This is a genomic window from Undibacterium sp. GW821-FHT07F11 (assembly GCF_059418665.1).
In genome coordinates this window covers 423,861-444,636 of record NZ_JBWKQH010000005.1, presented here as the reverse complement: position 1 = coordinate 444,636, position 20,776 = coordinate 423,861, and the positions used below count along the sequence as shown (strand labels likewise).

General features: G+C 51.0%; 17 protein-coding genes. 7 read left to right on the top strand and 10 right to left on the bottom strand.

The features are described from left to right. Nucleotides 1-4: 4 nt before the first annotated feature. Nucleotides 5-577, top strand: coding sequence for a prolyl hydroxylase family protein (locus AC07OI_RS15350; RefSeq protein WP_495257827.1), 573 nt, complete (start codon nt 5-7; stop codon nt 575-577). Nucleotides 578-585: 8 nt separating this feature from the next. On the opposite strand, the gene AC07OI_RS15345 is transcribed toward AC07OI_RS15350, so the two are convergent. Beyond that, nucleotides 586-1,413: a sugar phosphate isomerase/epimerase family protein gene (locus AC07OI_RS15345; RefSeq protein ID WP_495257826.1), complete on the bottom strand. Its 828-nt coding sequence runs from the start codon at nt 1,411-1,413 to the stop codon at nt 586-588. 7 nt (nt 1,414-1,420) lie between these two features. After that, nucleotides 1,421-2,260, bottom strand: a complete 840-nt coding sequence (locus AC07OI_RS15340) for a phytanoyl-CoA dioxygenase family protein (protein ID WP_495257825.1) — start codon at nt 2,258-2,260, stop codon at nt 1,421-1,423. 152 nt (nt 2,261-2,412) lie between these two features. On the opposite strand from AC07OI_RS15340, the gene AC07OI_RS15335 reads away from it, so the two are divergent. Beyond that, nucleotides 2,413-3,342 (top strand): LysR family transcriptional regulator, encoded by a 930-nt coding sequence (locus tag AC07OI_RS15335; RefSeq protein ID WP_495257824.1) that lies wholly within the window; start codon nt 2,413-2,415, stop codon nt 3,340-3,342. A 129-nt stretch (nt 3,343-3,471) separates the two neighbouring features. Beyond that, nucleotides 3,472-3,999 (top strand): hypothetical protein, encoded by a 528-nt coding sequence (locus AC07OI_RS15330; RefSeq protein ID WP_495257823.1) that lies wholly within the window; start codon nt 3,472-3,474, stop codon nt 3,997-3,999. A 12-nt stretch (nt 4,000-4,011) separates the two neighbouring features. On the opposite strand, the gene AC07OI_RS15325 is transcribed toward AC07OI_RS15330, so the two are convergent. Next, nucleotides 4,012-5,448 carry an aminotransferase-like domain-containing protein gene (locus tag AC07OI_RS15325; RefSeq protein WP_495257822.1) on the bottom strand — a complete coding sequence of 479 codons (1,437 nt, stop codon included), beginning with the start codon at nt 5,446-5,448 and terminating at the stop codon, nt 4,012-4,014. Nucleotides 5,449-5,536: 88 nt separating this feature from the next. On the opposite strand from AC07OI_RS15325, the gene AC07OI_RS15320 reads away from it, so the two are divergent. Further along, nucleotides 5,537-6,790: a benzoate/H(+) symporter BenE family transporter gene (locus AC07OI_RS15320; protein ID WP_495257821.1), complete on the top strand. Its 1,254-nt coding sequence runs from the start codon at nt 5,537-5,539 to the stop codon at nt 6,788-6,790. Between the two features lie 22 nt (nt 6,791-6,812). On the opposite strand, the gene AC07OI_RS15315 is transcribed toward AC07OI_RS15320, so the two are convergent. The 3 genes from AC07OI_RS15315 to AC07OI_RS15305 all read right to left on the bottom strand — a co-directional run bounded on the left by AC07OI_RS15315 (nt 6,813) and on the right by AC07OI_RS15305 (nt 11,706). Further along, on the bottom strand, nt 6,813-9,080 hold the full coding sequence (locus AC07OI_RS15315) for a CHASE2 domain-containing protein (RefSeq protein WP_495257820.1): 2,268 nt from the start codon (nt 9,078-9,080) through the stop codon (nt 6,813-6,815). An 88-nt stretch (nt 9,081-9,168) separates the two neighbouring features. Continuing rightward, nucleotides 9,169-10,809, bottom strand: coding sequence for a GAF and HD-GYP domain-containing protein (locus tag AC07OI_RS15310; RefSeq protein ID WP_495257819.1), 1,641 nt, complete (start codon nt 10,807-10,809; stop codon nt 9,169-9,171). A gap of 132 nt (nt 10,810-10,941) precedes the next feature. Next, nucleotides 10,942-11,706 (bottom strand): 3',5'-cyclic-nucleotide phosphodiesterase, encoded by a 765-nt coding sequence (locus AC07OI_RS15305; protein WP_495257818.1) that lies wholly within the window; start codon nt 11,704-11,706, stop codon nt 10,942-10,944. A 378-nt stretch (nt 11,707-12,084) separates the two neighbouring features. Between AC07OI_RS15305 and AC07OI_RS15300 the strand changes: the two genes are divergently transcribed. After that, nucleotides 12,085-14,457, top strand: a complete 2,373-nt coding sequence (locus tag AC07OI_RS15300; RefSeq protein WP_495257817.1) for an ATPase, T2SS/T4P/T4SS family — start codon at nt 12,085-12,087, stop codon at nt 14,455-14,457. Nucleotides 14,458-14,552: 95 nt separating this feature from the next. Then, nucleotides 14,553-14,972: a VOC family protein gene (locus AC07OI_RS15295; protein ID WP_492703583.1), complete on the top strand. Its 420-nt coding sequence runs from the start codon at nt 14,553-14,555 to the stop codon at nt 14,970-14,972. Between the two features lie 272 nt (nt 14,973-15,244). Here AC07OI_RS15295 and pgi read toward each other — a convergent pair whose 3' ends face one another. Further along, nucleotides 15,245-16,891, bottom strand: a complete 1,647-nt coding sequence (gene pgi / locus AC07OI_RS15290) for a glucose-6-phosphate isomerase (protein ID WP_492703582.1) — start codon at nt 16,889-16,891, stop codon at nt 15,245-15,247. Nucleotides 16,892-17,089: 198 nt separating this feature from the next. Between pgi and AC07OI_RS15285 the strand changes: the two genes are divergently transcribed. Continuing rightward, nucleotides 17,090-17,536, top strand: a complete 447-nt coding sequence (locus tag AC07OI_RS15285) for a response regulator (protein WP_492703581.1) — start codon at nt 17,090-17,092, stop codon at nt 17,534-17,536. 17 nt (nt 17,537-17,553) lie between these two features. Here AC07OI_RS15285 and rsmA read toward each other — a convergent pair whose 3' ends face one another. Genes rsmA through AC07OI_RS15270 form a run of 3 tightly spaced genes read right to left on the bottom strand, consistent with a single transcriptional unit; the run spans nt 17,554 to nt 20,776 of the window. Beyond that, nucleotides 17,554-18,336: a 16S rRNA (adenine(1518)-N(6)/adenine(1519)-N(6))-dimethyltransferase RsmA gene (gene rsmA, locus AC07OI_RS15280; RefSeq protein ID WP_495257816.1), complete on the bottom strand. Its 783-nt coding sequence runs from the start codon at nt 18,334-18,336 to the stop codon at nt 17,554-17,556. Between the two features lie 32 nt (nt 18,337-18,368). Beyond that, nucleotides 18,369-19,418: a 4-hydroxythreonine-4-phosphate dehydrogenase PdxA gene (pdxA, locus tag AC07OI_RS15275; protein ID WP_495257815.1), complete on the bottom strand. Its 1,050-nt coding sequence runs from the start codon at nt 19,416-19,418 to the stop codon at nt 18,369-18,371. After that, complete coding sequence (locus AC07OI_RS15270) at nt 19,418-20,776, bottom strand: peptidylprolyl isomerase (RefSeq protein ID WP_492703578.1); 1,359 nt, start codon at nt 20,774-20,776, stop codon at nt 19,418-19,420. The genes pdxA and AC07OI_RS15270 overlap by 1 nt, the downstream gene beginning before the upstream one ends.

Here is a 20,776-nt window from a genome sequence, read left to right as displayed (position 1 = left end):
TCGCATGGAAATTCATGATCATGGCTCAGGCGTGCATAGCATCAAAGGCTTTTTCACTGAAGAAGAATGCAGGCACATGATAGCTTGCAGCGAACAGATGCAATATGAAAAAGCTGCTATACAGATCGAAACTGGGATAAGCGGGAAAGATCAGGTACGCAATAATGACCGCATCACTTTCGACGACACCGCGCTTGCAGCTTCGATTTTTGAACGTGCCCGCATGGTGTTGCCAGCTCAATTAAAGGAATGGACTTTATCAGGTCTGAATGAGCGTTTCCGTTTTTATCGCTACGAAGCTGGTCAGTATTTCAAATGGCATCATGATCTCAATTTCAAAAGATCAGAAACTGAGAGTAGCTTCTTTACCTTGCTGATTTACCTGAATGCCGATTATGTTGGCGGCCATACTGCATTCCGCTTTGCCGACATCAAACCTGAGCCTGGTATGGCACTGCTATTTCCTCACTTGATACCGCATCAGGGCACAGCTATCGATGCCGGTATTAAATATGTCTTGCGTACGGATGTCATGTATAAACTGATTCCTTTACAAGAAGACCTGATCATTCAATGACTTCTTACTCACAACTGATAGCGCTGTCGCAGCAATTGCAGCATCGCCACATTCAACTGCCAGGCATCTGATACAACCTGATTAGTATACGGCAGACTTGGCGTATAAGGTGAAGGGCCAAACTCCGGCGTCAATGTGATCTGCTGGTTGCCCGAAGCGCGTTGCTGACTGATGATGGTATCCCACCAAAGCAGATGCTGTTGCAAGGCCGCTGCATGTTCAGGTGCGCGGAAATCATTGACTTGTGGTCCCTGGCTATGGCCTACGCGGGCGTGGATATGGCGCACATGAGGAAATACTTTTTCCAGTATTTGCGCCTGATCTTCCAGTAGCGATTCACAGGCACAGCACCAGTGTGAGAGGTCTGCATTGAGTTGCAATTGTGGGCGCTGTTCCAAATAGGGTAAGAGCAACATGGGATGACCACTGAAGCGGCTGCGGTGGATTTCATGGACGATGGCGACACCAGTTTCATTCGCTATCTCATCAGCCAGATCCAGCAATTCATTGTTTTGTGCCTGGCTGTAAAAATCTTTGCCGGTATGGGTATTCACGAACAGGGGCATTGCGGCGCAGGCATTGCGTAACAAGTCACCCAGCGCTTGCTTGTGCGCGGCAAAATCACTGTGGAAAACCGTCTCCCATTGCTGGGCGATGAGCTTAAGACCTGCTACAGCAATTGCATTGGTCCACGCATCGCGTTCAGCCACGTCCATGGGCAGGGACATTTCTATTCCATCAAAACCGGCTTCCAGCACCTTGCCAATGAAAGCATCACGGCTCAGGTGAGCACTGCCCCAGTGCGGGGCGAAAATCAATACTTCAGAACTCATCATTAGCTACTTAAATAAAACCACGGACAGGGAAACTGGCATCGCGCTGTATCCAGTTTTGTGGCGAATAATTGGTCGTTCCATCGGTCACATGCAGGGTGTAGGCATGGCGTGAAACTGCCGAGCGATTTGGTGCGCTGTAATGTGGCAGCAGGCCATGGAAGCACACCAGGCTGCCCGCCTTGACTTCCAGTGGAATAGCCGTGCTGTCATCTGGCCAGGGCGTGCTGTCGAGTTTTTCTACCCGCACCTGATCGCCTTCACGCACGAAACGTTCACGCATGGGCGTGCGATGGCCGCCCGGTTCTGCCCACATGCAGCCATTTTCCAGCGTCGCATCTTCCAGTGCAAACCAGAAGGTGGTGACACTGACAGGGTCAGTTTCAAAATAAGTTGCATCCTGGTGCCAGCGCACTTCACCACCTATGCCGGGTTGCTTGAAGATATACATGGACTGGTAAATTTGTGGCTGTTGCAAGCCCAATTGTTCTGCCACTTTCGCCAGCGCAGTACCACGAGAAAACGCACTGAAAACAGGATCAAGATCATGTATCGCATGGCCTATCTTGTTGATGGACAGAGACTTGGCCTGGCGCAAATTGCCTTGCTCATCAAAGGCTTCTTCTTCAAAAAAACAACTGATGCTGTTGGCAGAGTTAAGGAAGTAATGATCGACCTTCTTTTCCTGCTCCTTGGTCGTGAAGATGGATTTGGAAGAAGCAGGATCAAATTCATCAACGATTTTTGCTGCACGCTCACGCAGGGCAGCGATTTCATCGGCATTTTTGAAATTGGGGACAACGACGTAACCGTCTTGTTGAAATTGAACGATTTGTTCTTTGCTGAGCATGCTGACTCCTGGCTGTATATGCGGGGGAAGCAAAAGCCCATCCCTTTTTTTAGGCTTCAGCTTGATATGCGTCAAGTGTAGCTAAATTAGCTTGTCTTTCACAATACTAACAATAGTTGACAGATTGTCGCCAATCTGAAGACAATAGGAAGATGGATCAACTCAAAGCAATGGAAATCTTTGTCGAAGTAGCAAGGCAGCGCAGTTTTAGCGCGGCCGGACGCCATCTGGGCATCAGCCGGGCCATGGTCAGCAAGCACATCATGCAACTCGAAACTGAACTGGGCGCACGCCTGCTGCACAGATCAACCCGCGAAGTCAGTCTGACCGAACTTGGGCAGGCTTATCTGGAACCATGCAGCGCCAGTGTGGAACATGCACGGCAGGCGCGGCTGGTGGTCACTCAGGCAGGCAATGAGCTGGCTGGAGGCATACGCATACAGGCACCGAATAGCTTTGGCAGTGAGTGGCTGGCCGATGCCCTGGCCCGCTTTACCTTGCTACACCCCATGCTGCAACCCACCCTGCATGTGGATGACAATCTGCTGGACCCGTTCAAGCATGGCTTTGACCTCAGCATACGAGTAGGTGGTATACCTGACAGCCCCGGCTTGCACGCACGCAGGCTGGCCCCCTGCCGCGGCCTGCTGTGCGCCAGCCCGGCATATCTGGCAGAGCACGGCATGCCAGCCCACCCGACAGAATTGAACCGGCACCGCTGTCTGCACTTCAGCCACCTTACCCAGGGCAATACCTGGCATTTTGAGCGTGACGGCGTAAGCCTGGCGGTAGATATCACGCCTGGCTTTGCCTCAAACAATGGCAAGGTCTTGCACCAGGCAGCCCTGCGTGGGCTAGGTATAGTGTATGACACGACTTTTCTGGCATGGCGTGATTTAATTGACGGTAACTTGGTCACAGTCTTACCAGACTGGACCTTGCCACTGAATGACTTCACCGCGCTTTACCCGGCCACCCGCAAGGTCAGCCCCAAGGTGCGGGCGCTGATTGATTTTCTGGTGGAAGAGTATCAGCCTGTGCCTGAATGGGATAAGGCCTTGCTCGCTGCCAAGCTCTTGTAAAATAGTGTATCGATCAAAAAAATTGGCTATATGGACTCAGGTTACTGGAAGCTCGCGCACTGGAGGAGGATACCAGTTTATGCACATTGGACTATCCTGCTTTGGTTTCCCTGGGCTTTGATACAGGGAATGAAGTTGACCTGGTTACTCCCCACTTTTCTGGCATTCGTCACGATACTGCTATTCCATGAATTTGGCCATGCGATTGCTGCAAGATATACAGACACCAAAGTTTATGCCATCAAGCTATTTTTGATGCATGGTGAATGCGCGCATGAGACACCGTATTACGAATCAGAGGATATTTTAATTGCCTGGGGAGGCGTACTTGGGCAGTTGCTGCTCCTTGTGTTGACGGTAATCGTGCAATATCTGTTGTTCCATTTCTCACCCATGTGGATGTTTCAATTGTCCCCGGTGTTCGATGTGTTGACCAAAACCAATCTGATCATCATCGCCTTCAATTTAATCCCGGTGAAACCTTTGGATGGTGTGGTCGCGTGGCGGATCATCCCTTTCGTTTTACTGAAAATCCGCACGAGGAAAGCGGGCATCTTGTCCAGATTTGCCAAACGCCAGCAACCATCTGAAAACAAAACTGAAGAGCAAGATGCAGACAAGATAGCTCAGGATTTATTTGACCGGCTTAAAAAGTAAGCTGTATTTCATCTACATTTCTGAAACCAGCCTGCCCAGGGTTTTGATACCCTGCTCCATCTCACGGCCCCATGGCCGCCCTATATTCATGCGTAGATAATTTGCGTATTTGCCCGAACCAGAAAACAGGCTGCCCGGCGTAAACGCTATGCCCTTTTCTACTGCCTGGCGCAGCAGAGCCAGACTATCTACATGCTCAGGCATTTCCAGCCATAACCACCAACCACCTGCAGGGCTGATGACTTGCGTGCCGAATGGGAAATAGCGCGCTATGGCTGCAGTCGCCAATGGGATATTGGCAGCGAGACGTTCGCGTAACTTGCGCAGGTGAGATGGCAAGGCGCCCGACTGTATAAACTCAGCCAATACCGCCTGCTCAAACAAGGGCGTGATCAAGGAAGCGCTGAGCTTCAATGAATTGATCCTGGCCTGATAACGCCCACCCGCTATCCAGCCTATGCGAAATGCCGGTGCCAGGCTTTTACTACAAGAGCCGCAATAGATGACCCTGCCCTGCTTGTCCCAGGCCTTGATGGCTTGCGGCCTTTCCTGCTGATGCGAAAGATCGCCAAAGACATCGTCTTCTATCAGGGCTAAATCATATTGCTCAACCAGACGTAGCAGGCGTTTCTTGTTTTTATCCGGCATGGCACAACCAAGGGGGTTCTGGAAATTCGGCATGGCGACGATGGCACGTACCGTACCCTGGTGTTCGAGCGCATATTCCAGCGCTTCCAGGCTGATGCCCTGGCTTGGCACACAGGGGATTTCTATGGCCTTGATACCCAGGTTTTCCAACATTTGCAGCAAACCAAAATACACGGGCGACTCAACAATGACAGCATCACCTGGCTGGGCAACCGCACGCAAGGCCACGCTCAAGGCTTCTGTACTGCCATTGGTGATGAGCAGATCGTTGGCCTGCAAATCCATGCCTGCGTTTTTTAGCCACTGTATCAGGCTGGTTTTCAGGGCTGGCAAACCCGTGCCGCCGGGATAGACACCGATCAGCATGGGATCTTGCCGCAGCAGGCGCTGGGCGATTTTGGCCAGGGCATCACAGGGATACCATTCTGGCGCAGCGCTGGCGAGATGTAGCCCCAGATGCAGGGGTTGCGCTGTCAAAGAATACAGTTCAGTCATCCTGTGCTGCAGCGACATTAGCTTGTCGTACTCGACTACCGGTGCTGCCTGGCTGGCTTTTTTTTGCACACCTGTATTTGTCGTTTGCCTTGCTTTCCAGTCAGCGACATAGATACCAGACTTATTGCGCGCCTCGACCAGTCCCTGGCTTTCAAGATAACGGTAACAGCGTATCGCAGTAGAAACACTGACTTGCTGCGTCTCTGCAATCAGGCGTACCGATGGCAAACGCTCCCCTACCTGATAGCGGCTGGCCCGGATGTCTGCGCCGATGGCGTCTGCCAGTTGTCTGTAACTGTGCTGCATAACAGATACCTTAAATGTGAATCTGTATAGCATAAGACAGACAAGCACTGTAAGTAAATGCCGGCCTGCACTGAACTAGACTAGATACATGAATACACCACACTCTCCCCCTCTCCTTGCCCCGGCAAATGCCATCAAGCCGGGTTTTGCCGCTACGGCGGCAGATTTTTTTCCTGCGGTGCTGGCTGGTTTGATTGCTGTACTGATCTCGTATGCCGGGCCCATGCTGCTGGTCTTGCAGGCAGCACAAAGCGCAAAACTGACCACAGCGCAGACCAGCTCGTGGATATGGGCGATCTCGATAGGTTCGGGCCTGGTGGGCGTATGGATGAGCTGGCGGCACAAGATCCCGGTGATCTGTGCCTGGAACACGCCCGGTGCTGCCTTGCTGGTGACGGGTCTGGCGACGGTGCCTTATCACCAGGCCATAGGTGCCTACCTGGTTGCGGCAGCAGCGATATGGCTGATAGGCATTACCGGTATTTTTGAAAAACTGATGGCAAAAATACCCAAGAGCCTATGTGCTGCCATGCTGGCGGGTATCCTGTTCCGCTTTGGCGTTGATGTGTTTGCCAATGCCCGCAGCGACATTGCTGGCGCGCCCTGGCTGGTGACTGCCATGTTCGCGGCTTACCTGATATTCAAGCGCCGTAGCGCCCGCTATGCCATCGTCCTGACCTTGCTGAGCGGTGTCATGCTCTGGAGTGTTCTTGGCTGGGGTGGCAGCAATCAGGGTCAGGCTATTGCCGTGCATCTGGGTTTGACAATGCCAGTGTGGACCGCGCCTGAATTTTCTTTGAGCGCCATCATCAGCCTTGGTTTGCCATTAGCGTTACTGTGTCTGACTGGTCAGCAAGTGCCAGGTGTGGCTGTCATGCGCACAGCAGGTTACGAACAGGCACCAACCAGCAAGCTGGTCAGCGCTACCGGTTTTGTCAGTATCTTGCTGGCACCATTTGGCTCACATGGTGTCAATCTGGCAGCGATTACTGCGGCGATTTGCACAGGGCCAGAAGCGCACCAGCAGCCAGAAAAACGCTGGGTTGCCGGGGTAGCCTGCGGTGGCTTCTATTTGCTGATAGGCAGCTTTGCCGGTTCCCTGACTGCCCTGTTCCTGCACCTGCCACACGCACTAGTGACCACGGTGGCTGGTCTGGCACTGCTGGGTGCAATACAGAATGGCCTGGTGAATGCGATGCAGGAGACAACAGAACGTGAAGCTGCACTGATCACCTTTATCGTTACTGCATCGAATATCAGCTTGCTGGGACTGGGTTCTGCCTGCTGGGGCATAGTTCTTGGCGTGATCAGCTACTACCTGCTGCGGGTAAAAACCAAATAAGCTACCGAACTTATTCGTTACACTATTCGCTGAATTTGCTGACAAAGGTAGCGACACCATCCCAATCAGCAGGCAGCGGATTTTCTCTGCAGTAGACGATACGCTCAAGAAAGACCTGGGCAGCCAGGTCTTCTCCGCGTACTTCCAGATATGAGCGGAAGGATTTTTCCGCCGCATCCCATTGCTGGGCACGAAAATCATCGAGTGCCTGATGCCAGAGTTCCAGCAAGGCAGACTGTGCATCATCAAGCACGGTCACATCGGCAATCGGTTCAAAGATCGATATGGGCTTGGTCTTGCCTTTGACCCTGACTCTGTCCAGCTCTCTATAAGCGAATTCCGGCGTGGCAGCTTTTGTCGCTTCACCGACCACGATGCCTACCCCGTACACTTTAGTGATCCCTTCCAGGCGAGAAGACAGGTTTACTGCATCACCCATGACCGTGTAAGCACGGCGTATATTGGAACCCATGTCACCGACACGTACTTCACCAGTATTGATACCTATACCTATGCGCAGTTCTGGCCAGCCACGCTGGACAAATTCCTGGCTCAACCTGCGTGCTGTGACCTGCATTTTCAAGGCCGTTGTGACGGCCAGCCTGGCATGATCTTCGAAGCGTACAGGCGCCCCCCAGAATGCCATGACAGCATCACCTATGTATTTATCGAGAGTGCCACGATTGCCCCGTATATCTTCTGACATCGCAGTCAGGTAGATATTCGTGAATTCTCGCAGAGTGGCAGCTTCCAGGCTTTCTGAGATAGTGGTAAAGCCACGCACGTCCGAGAACATGATAGTCAGTTCCCTGCTTTCGCCTTCCATGGTGTAGCTATCGGGTGCCTCCGCCATTTCGGCCACCAGTTCTGGGGCCACATATTCACCGAAGCGGTTAATCACGCCACGCAATTTACGCGATTCGTAAAAATATCCCCATGCCAGATTAAACACGAACAGGGCTGAGATCAGCAACAATGCCGATGCCAGTGGCAGTACCAGATCAAAGGATAGATACATCCAGTAATTGAATCCGATCACGACGATAAAGGTAATCGAAGTAAAGAAGATTGCCGCCAGGGCCTTGAACCTGCTCAGTGCAAATGTCAAGAGCAATCCCAGCAAGATCACCTGCACTACTTCAAACGCACGGCTGGTGTCTGGCCGCTGCTTGAAGTCGCCATCCAGTATTGAAGCAATCACGTTTGCATGCATCTCTACCCCAGGAAAATCCAGGCCCACAGGTGCTGTGCGCAAGTCTTTCAAGCCCGCTGATGTAGTACCTATCAATACAATTTTATTAGCCAGCTTATTTTCTGGAAGCTGCTTTTTTATGACATCGGCTGCAGATACATACACAAAGCCTCCTCCTCGAGGACCGCCTTTGCTCTTGTACTGAATTAAAGCAGTCATCAATGGCTCTAAAGGAACAGTCAGCCTGGGGGAAGAATTGAGTTTGATGGCTTCGATATTGCCATATTCGTTCAGGTAATTTTGCGAGTTCACCCCATCTGACTGCAGGAAAACTGGTTTCACCTTGCTGGCATTCAGCGCCACCCTGGCTGTGGCCAGGGACAATGACTCGTAATAAGCTGTACCAAATTTAGCCAACAGGGGAATTCGGCGGATCACCCCATCTGAATCAGGCGAAGGATTAAAGAAGCCGCCTGCAATAGCCGCTTTTTGTAATACGGGAAGATTGCTGATGTACTTGCTGAACACTGCTGATTCAAGATGACGCCCACCCAGTTCTTCATCGGTAAAAGCCGGGGTGGGTAGCAGCCCCTTGGAAAGATCGTCTACCTCATTTGATAAAGAAAAACCAAGGACAACCGGCCGTCCCGTCAAGGTCTTGGCCAAACGGTCGTCAAAATCAAGTTGAGTCCTCAGGCTGTCCATTTGGGTCACGAAACCCTGATCGCCCTTCAGTTCTTTCTTCGACAGCTCTTCCAGAACCTGCAGCCCGGAGCTACCATCCGACTCTGGGAAAACTGCATCGACGCCAACAGCTCTTACATGATAATCATCCGTCAGCCTTTCTATCATGCTGGCAATAACGCTGCGCTTCCATGGCCATTGTCCATATTCCTTGAGGCTTTTTTCATCGATATTGACGATGACAATGGCATTATTGAACCTGGTAGGCTGCACCCGCATACGCATGTCGTAGATAAAATTATCCACCCTGTCCACCAGAGTCACGGGGAGTATGGCATTTGCCTGTAACACCGCCACAAAGGTCACTGTCAGACAGGCCAGCCACCGCACCATTTTATTGACTTGTCTACGCAAGTTGCCTCTCCCTGTGAAGCTGTATCAAGTTTAGATATTGATGGGGTTAACCCTCATCGGGATCAAGCGCGGCTTTGATCATGTACCGCTACACTTTGTATCCAGGCACCTTGCTCAGATCAACCTCATCAATCTGACTCTTGTCCATGAATCGCTCAGCATAAGTCAGGTAGACTTTTTTCTTGACGAAGATATTAAACAAGTCTGGGTCAATATGTCCGTTCAGTGCAAAGCTACCGAGGATGTGCAGGGATTCTGTCAGGGTCTTGCCATCTTTGTACGGGCGGTCTTTGGCGGTCAGGGCTTCAAAAATATCAGCTATCGCCATGATCTTGGCTTGCACTGACATTTGTTCGCCGCGCAGACCACGTGGGTAGCCTTTGCCATCCATTCGTTCATGATGACCGCCAGCGTATTCAGGTACGTTTTGCAAATGCTTGGGCCAGGGCAAGGCTTCCAGCATCTTGATGGTGGTGGAGATATGGTTATTGATGATGGCGCGCTCTTGCGCATTCAGGGTGCCAGCGCGCACGGACAGGTTTTCAACTTCGTCGGCATTCAGGAAAGGCTGTGTTGCGCCGTTGGCATCCGTAAATTGCCATGCGGCGATGTCGGTCACGCGCTGCAAATCTTCGGGGCTGGTTCTTTCCGAGCCTATATTTAATTTGTGTAAAAAGTTTCTGGCATCTTCGATTTTGACCAGCTCGGCCTGCAAGCCCTGTTCCAGTTCGGCGATCAAGTTGTCATTATTGACGCTGGCCTGATATAGGGCGCATTTACTTTTCAACACTCTGATTTCTGCATCACGTTTCAAAATTTCAAAACGGGTATCCAGCAATTGTATGCGGTCAAAAATAGTTTCCAGCTTGGTGGATTTTTCAACGACATGCACGGGTGTTGAAATCTTGCCGCAATCATGCAGGATGCCAGCCATCCACAATTCCTTGCGGTCTTTGTCGGTCATGGAAAAATGTGCCAGCGGCCCTTCTTGCGTTTCATGCACGGCATTGGCCAGCAACATGGTCAGCTCGGGTACATGCTGGCAATGTCTGCCCGTGTGGGGGGATTTTTCGTCAATACCGATATTGATAAGGTGTACCAGCGAGACGAACAGGTTTTCCAGTTGCGATATCAATTGCTGGTTGGTCAGCGCGATGGCAGCCTGCGAAGCCAGGGCCTCGATAAAGCGCTGGTCAGTCTCGGTGAATGGGCAAAGTTCCCCGGTTTCCGGGTCTTTGGCATTGATAAGTTGCAGTACACCTATCAGCTCTCCTTCATGATCATGCATGGGCACGGTCAACAGGGATTTGGTCTTGTAGTTGAATTGCTGATCAAAATTGCGGGTGCCAGAAAAATTGAAGACCCCAACGGTATAGACGTCCTGAATATTGACCGACAGCTTGTAGTTGGCGGCGTAGGCGGCAACCGCATTCAGGTTTCTGTTGCCATTGGCATCAATCAGGGGAATGTTGGGGATGTCCACCGTATGCCCTTTTACCCCGCCCTGGTACATGTTCAGGGTGTCATTCAGGGATATATTGAAGCACAGGCTTTGCTTGTCTTTACTGGTACGGTACAGGGTGCCACCGTCGGCATAGGTAATGCTTTTTGCCGAGCGCAATATATTTTCCAGCAATAATGGTGTGTCGTGATTATTGCTCAACTCCAGGCTTAATTCCGTCAATTTTTCCAGGCGCTGTGCAATTTCACTACTGCTTAGTGCAGTCATAAACACTTTCTCCAGATCGTATTCAAATTCTTGCTTAACCGTATTCGCTCATACTGGTACTTCATTATTTCCGCCATATGAACAATGTATGATTTCAGCCATCTCATTTCCAGTCGCATTTCAAATAGCATGTCAAAAATTGAAGTGATCACCAATTTTCAAAGCTTTAAAATTCCTGTCCTTATTTTGCCCCAGTTCTGCCATGATTTGCGCTTCTTGCCCTGGCTTCAGGTGATAGATGTAAAACATTATCCCTGCAGGTACTGCTGCAATGTCATTGATCAGTGCAGCCGGACAAAAATGCTTGGAAAGCAGCGCCAGCTCAGCTTCTGCATTAGGAAAAGAACAATCGACAATCACCATGTTCAAGGCAGCCTGCCCGGCCAGGTTTTCCCAGAGTGCTGGCGTACTTGCCATATCACCGGTAAACAAAAAGCCCTTATCTGCAGAACGCACCCAGTAAGCAACTGAACCCGGGACATGGTCTACCGTATGTGATGTAATCACGCGCTCACCCAGTGTCAGGGTACTGCCAGGCAGCATTTCCTGATATTGCAAGGATGGCTGCTCAGTATTTGGCAAAGTGCTGAAATCTGGCCAGATAATCCAGTTGAAGATATGGGTTTTCAAGGCACGCAAAACCTCTGCCGTGGCATGCACAGTGACTGGCTTGCTCCTTTTGCCAAATACGGCATCCATCAGCAATGCCAGGCCAGCGACATGATCAAGATGGCTATGGCTGATAAACACATGGTCTATCGCCACCAATTGCTCCAGGCTGAGCCGTGACAAACCCGTGCCTGCATCCAGCAAGACATCATCGTCAATTAATAAGCTGGTCGTGTAGGGCTCACTGCCACCGATACCACCTGCACAGCCGAGAATTTGTAAGTTCATAAATACAAAAATAGTGTGCCTCTGTCCATCCAGGGCTTTGTTATCCCGAGGTCAACATTGCATCAATCCAGCCTCTGAGCAAGCTTAACACTTTCTTTGAAGACAAGAATATCTTCTACGCTATTCCTTCCCTGAAGATAGGCTAATTTGTCGCTTTACGCTATAAAGAGTTGACTTTGTGGTCAGACATTCGACTTCCGTGATACATTTTTGTAAAAATTGACTTAAGAGAATAATAATTTACAGTATCTTGCAATGGCTACCCTGTTAAAGCTGATAATTCAGCTATGAGTTTAAGCTGCAGTTTTAAGTTAAGCTAGTAAGCTGCGGCTTAAGTTTCAGGCAGCAGGCTGCAGGACATGCAACAAAGGAAAACGAATGGTGGTAACTGCTCAAGTCGCAAACGCTCCACAGGATGGTCTGGATCACAGGCTGCAATTCTTTAAACGCCTGCAAACCCTGACCAACAAGATACATGGTGCAGATGCTTTGGACCAGATCATGCTTGATGTGTCACCCGACATCTGCAATCTGTTTGAATGTGATCGCCTGACCATTTATGTCGTGGCCCAGGACAAGCTCACCCTGATTTCCAAAATCAAGACCGGCCTGAATTCTTTCAAAGACTTGCGCCTGTCCATTTCTGACCAGAGTATCGCTGGTCACGTCGCCCTGACCAAAACCATGATCAGCCTGCGCGATGTATATGACGACAATGAGTTGCGCTCGCACTCCCCGACCCTGAAATTTCAGCGCGCCGTTGACCAGCGCACCGGTTACCGCACCAAGCAAATGCTGGTGGCCCCCATAGTAGAAGCACAAAGCAATGAGTTACTGGGTGTGGTGCAATTCATCAACCATCGTTTGGGTGATGCTTTCAATGCCATCGCTGCCGAAGGTGTACAAGCCCTGTGCGAAACTCTGGCCGTGGCATTTGCACAAAAAAGCAAGGTACTGCCAACCAATACACCACGCACCAAATTTGATTTCCTGGTGTCGGAAGCCATATTGTCTGCCCAGGAAATGGAATTGGCCGTCAGGTCGGCACGTCGCAACCTGCTGGACCTGGAAGATGTACTGATTGATGAGTTCCAGGTGCAACGTGGGATTCTGGGACAGGCCTTGTCCAAGTATTTCAATGTGCCGTATGAAGAATACAAGGCTGAGCGTATTATTCCTGTTGACCTGGTCAAGCGCCTCAAACGCCAGTATGTAGAACAGAATTCCTGGCTGCCCATCATGGAGGACCAGAATGGCCTGACGGTATTGGCGATAGACCCGGAACATACCAATACCACCCATGTCGTCAACCATGTCTTTGCTACGTCAAAGATCCATTACCGGGTCACCACCAAGAAAGAATTCCGCCAGACCATAGACCAGTTTTTTGGTGGTGTTTCTGATAGTGGTTCGGTCGATGATCTGCTATCCGGCATGGAGGATGATGACGAGGAACATAGCGGCCAGGCTATCGTCGAGGTATCCGCTGCAGTCGAAAATGAACTGGTCAAGCTGATCAACAAGATCATCATCGACGCGTATCAGCAAGGCGCATCCGATATCCACATAGAGCCGCGGCCAGGCAAAGAAAAAACCTTGATACGTTTTCGCAAGGATGGCTCGCTGTCACCGTATATTGAAATACCAGCCAGCTACCGCAGTGCTTTACTTGCGCGTATCAAGATCATGTGTGACCTGGATATTTCGGAACGCCGCAAGCCGCAAGATGGCAAGATCAAGTTCAAGAAATATGGCCCCTATGACATAGAGTTGCGGGTTGCTACCATTCCGTCTTCTGGCGGTATGGAAGATGTGGTCATGCGTATCCTGGCAGCAGGTGAACCCATCCCTATCGATAAACTGGGTGTCTTGCCGTACAACCTTGAGCGCCTGAAAAATGTGGTCAGCAAGCCCTATGGCCTGTTCTTTGTCTGCGGCCCTACAGGTTCAGGCAAGACGACCACCCTGCACTCGGTATTAAGCCATCTGAACACGCCGGAAACCAAGATCTGGACAGCCGAAGACCCGGTGGAAATCACCCAGAAAGGCTTGCGCCAGGTACAGGTTAACCGCAAGGCCGGCATGGACTTTGCGACTGTCATGCGGGCCTTTTTGCGGGCTGATCCTGACATCATCATGGTCGGCGAGATGCGCGACAAGGAAACAGTTTCCATCGGACTGGAAGCCTCACTGACCGGCCATCTGGTATTCGCCACCCTGCACACCAACAGCGCGCCGGAATCCATTGTCCGTTTGCTGGACATGGGCATGGATCCCTTTAATTTTGCCGATGCCTTGCTGGGCATACTGGCGCAACGCCTGACCAAGCGCCTGTGTGGCAAGTGCAAGGAAATTTATCATCCGGGCAAGGAAGAGATGATGGAATTGCTGGATGAGTATTGTCAGGAATTGCTGAATACAGAAAACTTTGTCAAAAACCCCCTGGAAGCCAGGAAAAAAGTGTTCACCACCTGGCAGAGCCAGTATGCCGATAAAACCGGCAAATTCACTTTATACAAGGCTGTGGGATGTGAGCATTGCTCAAAAGGTTATAAAGGCAGGCTAGGTTTGCATGAACTGATGGTAGCAAATGACATGGTCAAAAAACTGATACAAGACCATGCGCGCGTATCTGAATTACTGACTGCCGCACTGGCGGATGGCATGCTGACCCTGAAAATGGACGGTATAGAAAAAGTGCTTTCGGGACTAACGGATATGAAGCAGGTCAGAATAGTCTGCATAAAATAGTTTTCTGCAAAATCAGATAAAATCCAACCTATCTTCTGCACTGCTTTGGGTAAGCAATGCAAGCATGCTCGGGCAGGATTTTTTTGAAAGCAAACATGAAATATCTGCACACCATGGTGCGCGTCACCGATCTTGAGGCTTCCCTGCGTTTTTATCGTGATGCGCTCGGTCTGGAACTGGTACATCAGAAAGAATATCCCAAAGGTCGCTTCACTCTGGTGTATCTGGCAGCCCCTGGCGACCATGATGCTCAGGTGGAACTGACCTACAACTGGGACCCGGAAGAATATACCGGCGGCCGCAATTTCGGCCACCTGGCTTACCGTGTCGAAGACATCTACCAACTTTGCCAGCGCCTGGCGGATCACGGTGTCACGATCAACCGTCCACCGCGTGATGGCCACATGGCATTTGTACGCTCGCCCGACAATATTTCGATAGAGTTGCTGCAACAGGGCGAACCGCTGGCACCTGCTGAGCCCTGGGCTTCGATGCCGAATACAGGTAGCTGGTAATCCGGCTTCACATAAAAAAAACGCAGACCCTGGTCTGTGTTTTTTTATTCAATTCTGATGATCAGAGCGACGTGCTTCCTTATTCATGGCGCGTATCAATACAACCATGCTCAGTACGATGACGATTGAGGCAACACCAAAAATTCCTGTCCACATAGACGCATCCTGAATTGATTTAAGATGTTTCTTTATATCAATCAAGATGCTGTGCGTCAACTTTGCAAAGTTGGTTTCGAGGAATTTTAACCATTCCTTTCAATCACTACACATATTCAGACATGTCCATGCCTGCGGAAGTAAGCAATCAGGCCGCTGGTCGATGTGTCCAGATGCGAATCATATTCCTGGTTGCCCAGAATCGCCGGCAAGAGGCGGTTCGCCAATTGCTTGCCCAGCTCCACTCCCCATTGATCAAAAGAGTTGATACCCCAGATTACGCCCTGGACAAAAACCTTGTGCTCGTACAGCGCCAGCAACATCCCTAGCTGGAAAGGATCAAGGCTGGGCATGAGTATGGTGGTGGATGGCTGGTTACCGGCAAATACCTTGTGCGGCAAGAGCTTGGCGATATTGGCGTCGCTGAGCCCTGCTTGCGACAATTCTTCACGCGCCTGTACCTCAGTCTTGCCAAAGGCCAGGGCCGCGCTCTGCGCCAGGCAATTTGCCAGTAAAGGTGCCTGGTGGCCTGGCAAAGGGTAATCACTGGATGCCGCCACCACAAAATCACAAGGGATGAGCCAGCCGCCCTGATGCAAAAGCTGGAAGAAGGCATGCTGCCCATTTACACCTATCTCGCCCCAGACGATGGGGTTGGCACGGCAAGTCAAAGCTTCGCCATCGCGGCTGACGGTCTTGCCATTCGATTCCATCTCCAGCTGCTGCAGAAAGGCTGGCAAATGGCGTATCGATTCGTTATAAGGCAGGATGGCCGTAGTCTCGGCACCAAGAAAATTGGTATTCCAGATCGAGATCAAGGCCAGCAGAACAGGCAAATTCTTTTCCAGCGGCGCATTGCAGAAATGCTTGTCCATGGTCTCTGCACCAGCCAGCAGACGTTCAAAACCATTCATGCCTATCGCCAGTGCCACTGACAGGCCGACTGCCGACCACAGCGAATAACGCCCGCCTACCCAGTCCCAGATTTCCAGGATATTCGCATCCGGGATACCAAATTCATGTGCCTTGCCCGGACTGGAAGTGACGGCAATGAAGTGCTTGCTAACGGCCCACTCCTCCATCGCAGCTGCCATCAGCCAGGTGCGCGCTGTCTGGGCATTGATGCTGGTTTCTTGCGTAGTGAAGGTTTTGGAGGCGACGATGAACAGAGTCGTGCGCGGGTCCAGCTTTTCCAGCAAAGGGGCCAGGTGGGCACTATCAAGATTTGAGACATAGTAAAACGTCAGGCCGGGATGCTGGAAAGCTGACAAGGCACGCGTCGCCAGCTTGGGGCCAAGGTCAGAGCCACCTATACCTATGTTCACCACAGTCTGTATCGCATCCCCCTTGAAGCCACGCCACAGGCCGCTGCGCACCCGTTCGACGATGTCGCGCATCTGCTTGCGCACTGCTCTGACCTTGGGCATGACATCCTCTGCCTCATTCGGGAAAGGCGTAAAGTCAGTATGTCGCAATGCTGTATGCAGGACGGCGCGGTCTTCGCTAATATTGATTTTTTCACCGGCGAACATGCGGTCACGCCAGCCTTCCACTTTGGACAGGCGTGCCAGGGCAATCAGGCTATCCAGCGCAGGCTGGTCTATGCGCTGCTTGGAGTAATCAACCAGCAAGCCATCGAGCTCCACCGAAAAATGCCTGAACCTGTCACTGTCGGCGGCAAACAATTCACGCAGATGCTGCTGCTCCAGCCTTTGTTGGTGTGCCAGCAGGGCTTGCCATTCGGGTGTGTGCGTAATGTTCATATTATTCCTGATATGTATGCCTCAGATTATAGGCCAGACAATTATGCATGCTTCAGGCATATTTATTGTTAAAATAAACATTAATTAACTTATTCAAGTTTTTGCAGACAAAAATCTGATCTCGAATTATCGTAAACAGAAAATTAATGTAGCTCTGAATGTAGTTCTGAATGCAATTTTGACAATCAGGGGAAACAGATGGACATGCTAGACAGACAGGACATAGGCATCTTTATCGTGGATGATAATGATATCAGTCGCTCCATGCTGCGGCATATCCTGCATAGTGAGGCGTTCAATGTCATAGGGGAGGCATCCAGTGGTGTGGCAGCGCTGGACTGGCTGGAAAAGACCATACCTGAAGTAGTGTGTCTGGATGTCATGATGCCTGACATCGGCGGCCTGGAAATTCTTGAACATATCAAGAAAATATCACCCGACACGGTAGTGCTCATGGTTACTGGCAGCAATAATAAGGAAACTGTGGTCAAGGCCATCAAGGCCGGGGCTAATGGTTTTATCGTCAAGCCATTCAACCCTGCGACCTTGCTGCAATCCATGCATTATTCCGTCAGCAAATCCCACAAGCAGTTGAAAACCCTGATAGACCGCAGGAAGGCCTGGCGTAACAGCGGGCTGCTATGAAACAGGATCCAGCAAGATCAGGCTTGTCTTGCACTCAGCAAATTCGCCATGGCGACATAGGCTTCCAGCGCGATAGTTTCCGGGCGCAGTTGAGGATCAACTCCGCAAGCCAACAAATCAGCTTCTGTCAGCAAACCAGCCACGCAATTGCGCACTACCTTGCGTCTTTGTGAAAATGCCTTGGTGACGACTTCTTCCAGTTTTTTGATATCGCAAGGCAGGGCACCCGGGTTGGGTATCATGCGCACGATGGCTGACTCTACCCTTGGCGGCGGGTCAAAGGCCTCTGGCGGCACGATGAACATCAACTCCATGTGGTAGCGTACCTGCAGCATGACCGACAGGCGGCCATAGGTCTTGCTGCCTGGTTCAGCAACCATGCGTTCCACGACTTCTTTTTGCAGCATGAAATGCTGGTCTTCTACCAGTGATGCTATCTCGGCCAGGTGAAACAGCAAAGGGCTGGAGATGTTGTACGGCAGGTTACCCACCACACGCAGCTTCTGGCCTTCAGGCACAGGGATGGAGGCAAAATCAAATTGCAGGGCATCACCCTCGTGGATGATCAATTTTTCTGGCGAAAAGTTTTTCTTCAGACGTGCCACCAGGTCCCTGTCCAGCTCGACCACATGCAGTTGCGTCAAGCCATCCAGCAACTGACGTGTCATTGCAGCCAGGCCTGGACCAATTTCCACCATGGTCTGACCAGGTCGCGGGTTGATGACGCGTGTGATATTGCTCAAGACCAGTTCATCGGTAAGGAAATTCTGGCCAAAGCGTTTACGAGGGATATGTTTCATAATGGTTCTTACTTATTTTTTTACTTATTTTCTTACGTATTTTGCTTATCTTGCTTGTTGACCATACTGGCAGCAACGCGCATCGCGACCAGCATGCTGCTGACATCTGCATGTCCGGTGCCTTTGGCGGCCAGGTCCAGGGCTGTACCATGATCAACAGATGTGCGTATCAGAGGCAGGCCAAGCGTGATATTTACGCCCAAGCCAAAACTCGCATACTTGAGTACCGGCAAACCCTGGTCATGGTACATGGCCAATATGCAATCGGCCTGCTCCAGGTATTTTTGCTGAAACAAGGTGTCGGCAGGATACGGGCCGCTGACTTGCATGCCCGCCTCTTGTGCTTTTTTGATGACGGGCGTAATGATTTCAATTTCTTCCATGCCCAGATAACCATTTTCACCCGCATGCGGGTTCAGGCCAGCTACCAGGATACGCGGATTTTCTATGCCGAATTTACTGCGCAGGTCAGCATGGATGATTTCCAGGGTCTTCCACAAGTCATCAAACTGTATGGCCGCAGCGACTTTGCTGAGTGGCAAGTGCGTGGTTGCCAGCGCCACCCGCAAAGCGTGCGGCAGGTGATCATTGGCTTCACTGGCCAGCATCATGACAACGCGGCCAGTATAGGTTTTCTCGGCAAAATATTCGGTATGACCGCTGAAAGCAACACCGGCATCATTGATCGTACTTTTTTGCAGTGGCGCGGTGACAACAGCCTCACACCATTTGCGCTGCACGCTTTCTATCGCCACATCCAGGGTCTGCAAAACGGCACGGCCATTGCGCGGGTCTAGCTGACCGGCAATGACAAAGGCATTCAAAGGGCAATCGATGATGGTCAGGCGTTCATTGCCAGAAGCAGGCAGGCCCTGATGGCGCAAGGCTTGCAGTGACACCCCCATCATGCTGATGGCAGGGTCCAGCTCGGCTGCCAGCATGGACAGATAGGCAGTGTCGCCTATCAGTACCGACCGGATTTCATGTCTTAACTGCCAGGCAGCCCGTATCGCAATTTCAGGCCCTATGCCAGCCGGTTCGCCTACGGTTACCGCGATGACCGGCAAACTGGGCTGCGGCATTATTTTTCTTCCAGACGGAAATCAACATAGGCGCGGTCACGGATTTCGCGCAGCCAGTCTTGCAAGGCTTCATCCGATTTGCGCTCACGCACAGCCTGACGAGCGGCAATACGCTGTCTGTCTTTCGACAATTCGTCTGTCTTGCGCTCTGTGACCTGAATCAGGTGCACACCAAATTGCGTGGTCACTGGCTCGCTCAGTTGATTAATCGCCAGTTTGTCCATGGCTTGTTCAAATTCTGGCAAAGTAGAACCAGGGAATAACCAGCCCAGATCACCACCTTTGGAGGCAGAACCATCCGCAGAGTGAGTTTTGGCCAGCTCTTCAAAAGTGGCTTCCTTGGCTTCTATCTTGCGCTTGAATTCCAGCAATTTCTTGCGTGCTTCATCTGCAGTCACGATCTGGCTGACTTTGATGAGAATATGGCGCACATGGCTTTGCTGCTCGGCTGCAGCAGCCTTGGTGTCATTGGCGGCACGTTTGCCATTCACTTTGACGATATGGAAGCCATTCGGACTACGCACGATGTCAGAAAATTCACCGACCTTGACCTTGCTGATGGCGTCGACAAACAATTGTGGCAAGCGGTCTTGTTCACGCCAGCCTATGTCGCCGCCTTTCAATGCTTCTGAACTATCTGAATAGGTAACGGCGGTCTTGGCAAAGTCTGCACCTTCACGCAATTTTTTCAAGACTTCTTCAGCGCGTGCACGGCGTGCTGCGATTTGCTCGGCAGAGGCTTTTTCAGGAATGCTGATGAGGATATGCGCCAGATTCAATTCCTGCTTGGCCGCTGCCTTGTTGTTGGCTTCTGCTGCCAGGTAGTTGTCGATTTCAGTTTCAGATACTTGTATCTTGCTATCGACTTCACGCTCACGTATGCGCTGCATGAGAATATCGTCACGAATTTGTTCACGGAACTTCGCATAGGAAGTACCCTCACGCTCGATCTGGTTGCGGAATTCTTGCAGAGTCATCTTGTTTTGTTCAGCCAGGCGCAACATGGTGCGATCCAGCATGACATCATCAACACGCATGCCATTTTCTTTGGCCAGTTGCATTTGTGCACGGTCAGTGATCATCCGTTCCAGCAATTGCTTTTGCAGGACGGCACGATCTGGCAAGGGAGTGCCCTGCTTTTTCAACTGCATTTCTATTTCCAGCATGCGTGCATTCAATTCCTGACGAGTAATCACCTCGTCATTGACCACGACCACGATACTGTTGACTTGTTGCGCTCTGCTGCTTTGCGTCTTGGGTGTAACGATAGGGCTGAGTTTGACTTGTGACCATGCTGTCGAGCTGACAAGCAGGCCAGCAGACACTGCCAGTACCGTGAATAAGTTACTTTGTTTCAT

What these genes read in the sequence shown, in the direction of transcription:
- AC07OI_RS15320 (WP_495257821.1), top strand. Translation starts at nt 5,537, where the DNA reads ATGAATACACCACACTCTCCCCCTCTCCTTGCCCCGGCAAATGCCATC.
- AC07OI_RS15270 (WP_492703578.1), bottom strand. Translation starts at nt 20,776, where the DNA reads ATGAAACAAAGTAACTTATTCACGGTACTGGCAGTGTCTGCTGGCCTG.
- AC07OI_RS15335 (WP_495257824.1), top strand. Translation starts at nt 2,413, where the DNA reads ATGGATCAACTCAAAGCAATGGAAATCTTTGTCGAAGTAGCAAGGCAG.
- AC07OI_RS15330 (WP_495257823.1), top strand. Translation starts at nt 3,472, where the DNA reads ATGAAGTTGACCTGGTTACTCCCCACTTTTCTGGCATTCGTCACGATA.
- AC07OI_RS15295 (WP_492703583.1), top strand. Translation starts at nt 14,553, where the DNA reads ATGAAATATCTGCACACCATGGTGCGCGTCACCGATCTTGAGGCTTCC.
- AC07OI_RS15325 (WP_495257822.1), bottom strand. Translation starts at nt 5,448, where the DNA reads ATGCAGCACAGTTACAGACAACTGGCAGACGCCATCGGCGCAGACATC.
- AC07OI_RS15345 (WP_495257826.1), bottom strand. Translation starts at nt 1,413, where the DNA reads ATGATGAGTTCTGAAGTATTGATTTTCGCCCCGCACTGGGGCAGTGCT.
- AC07OI_RS15305 (WP_495257818.1), bottom strand. Translation starts at nt 11,706, where the DNA reads ATGAACTTACAAATTCTCGGCTGTGCAGGTGGTATCGGTGGCAGTGAG.
- AC07OI_RS15300 (WP_495257817.1), top strand. Translation starts at nt 12,085, where the DNA reads ATGGTGGTAACTGCTCAAGTCGCAAACGCTCCACAGGATGGTCTGGAT.
- rsmA (WP_495257816.1), bottom strand. Translation starts at nt 18,336, where the DNA reads ATGAAACATATCCCTCGTAAACGCTTTGGCCAGAATTTCCTTACCGAT.
- AC07OI_RS15285 (WP_492703581.1), top strand. Translation starts at nt 17,090, where the DNA reads ATGGACATGCTAGACAGACAGGACATAGGCATCTTTATCGTGGATGAT.
- AC07OI_RS15340 (WP_495257825.1), bottom strand. Translation starts at nt 2,260, where the DNA reads ATGCTCAGCAAAGAACAAATCGTTCAATTTCAACAAGACGGTTACGTC.
- AC07OI_RS15350 (WP_495257827.1), top strand. Translation starts at nt 5, where the DNA reads ATGGAAATTCATGATCATGGCTCAGGCGTGCATAGCATCAAAGGCTTT.
- pdxA (WP_495257815.1), bottom strand. Translation starts at nt 19,418, where the DNA reads ATGCCGCAGCCCAGTTTGCCGGTCATCGCGGTAACCGTAGGCGAACCG.
- AC07OI_RS15310 (WP_495257819.1), bottom strand. Translation starts at nt 10,809, where the DNA reads ATGACTGCACTAAGCAGTAGTGAAATTGCACAGCGCCTGGAAAAATTG.
- pgi (WP_492703582.1), bottom strand. Translation starts at nt 16,891, where the DNA reads ATGAACATTACGCACACACCCGAATGGCAAGCCCTGCTGGCACACCAA.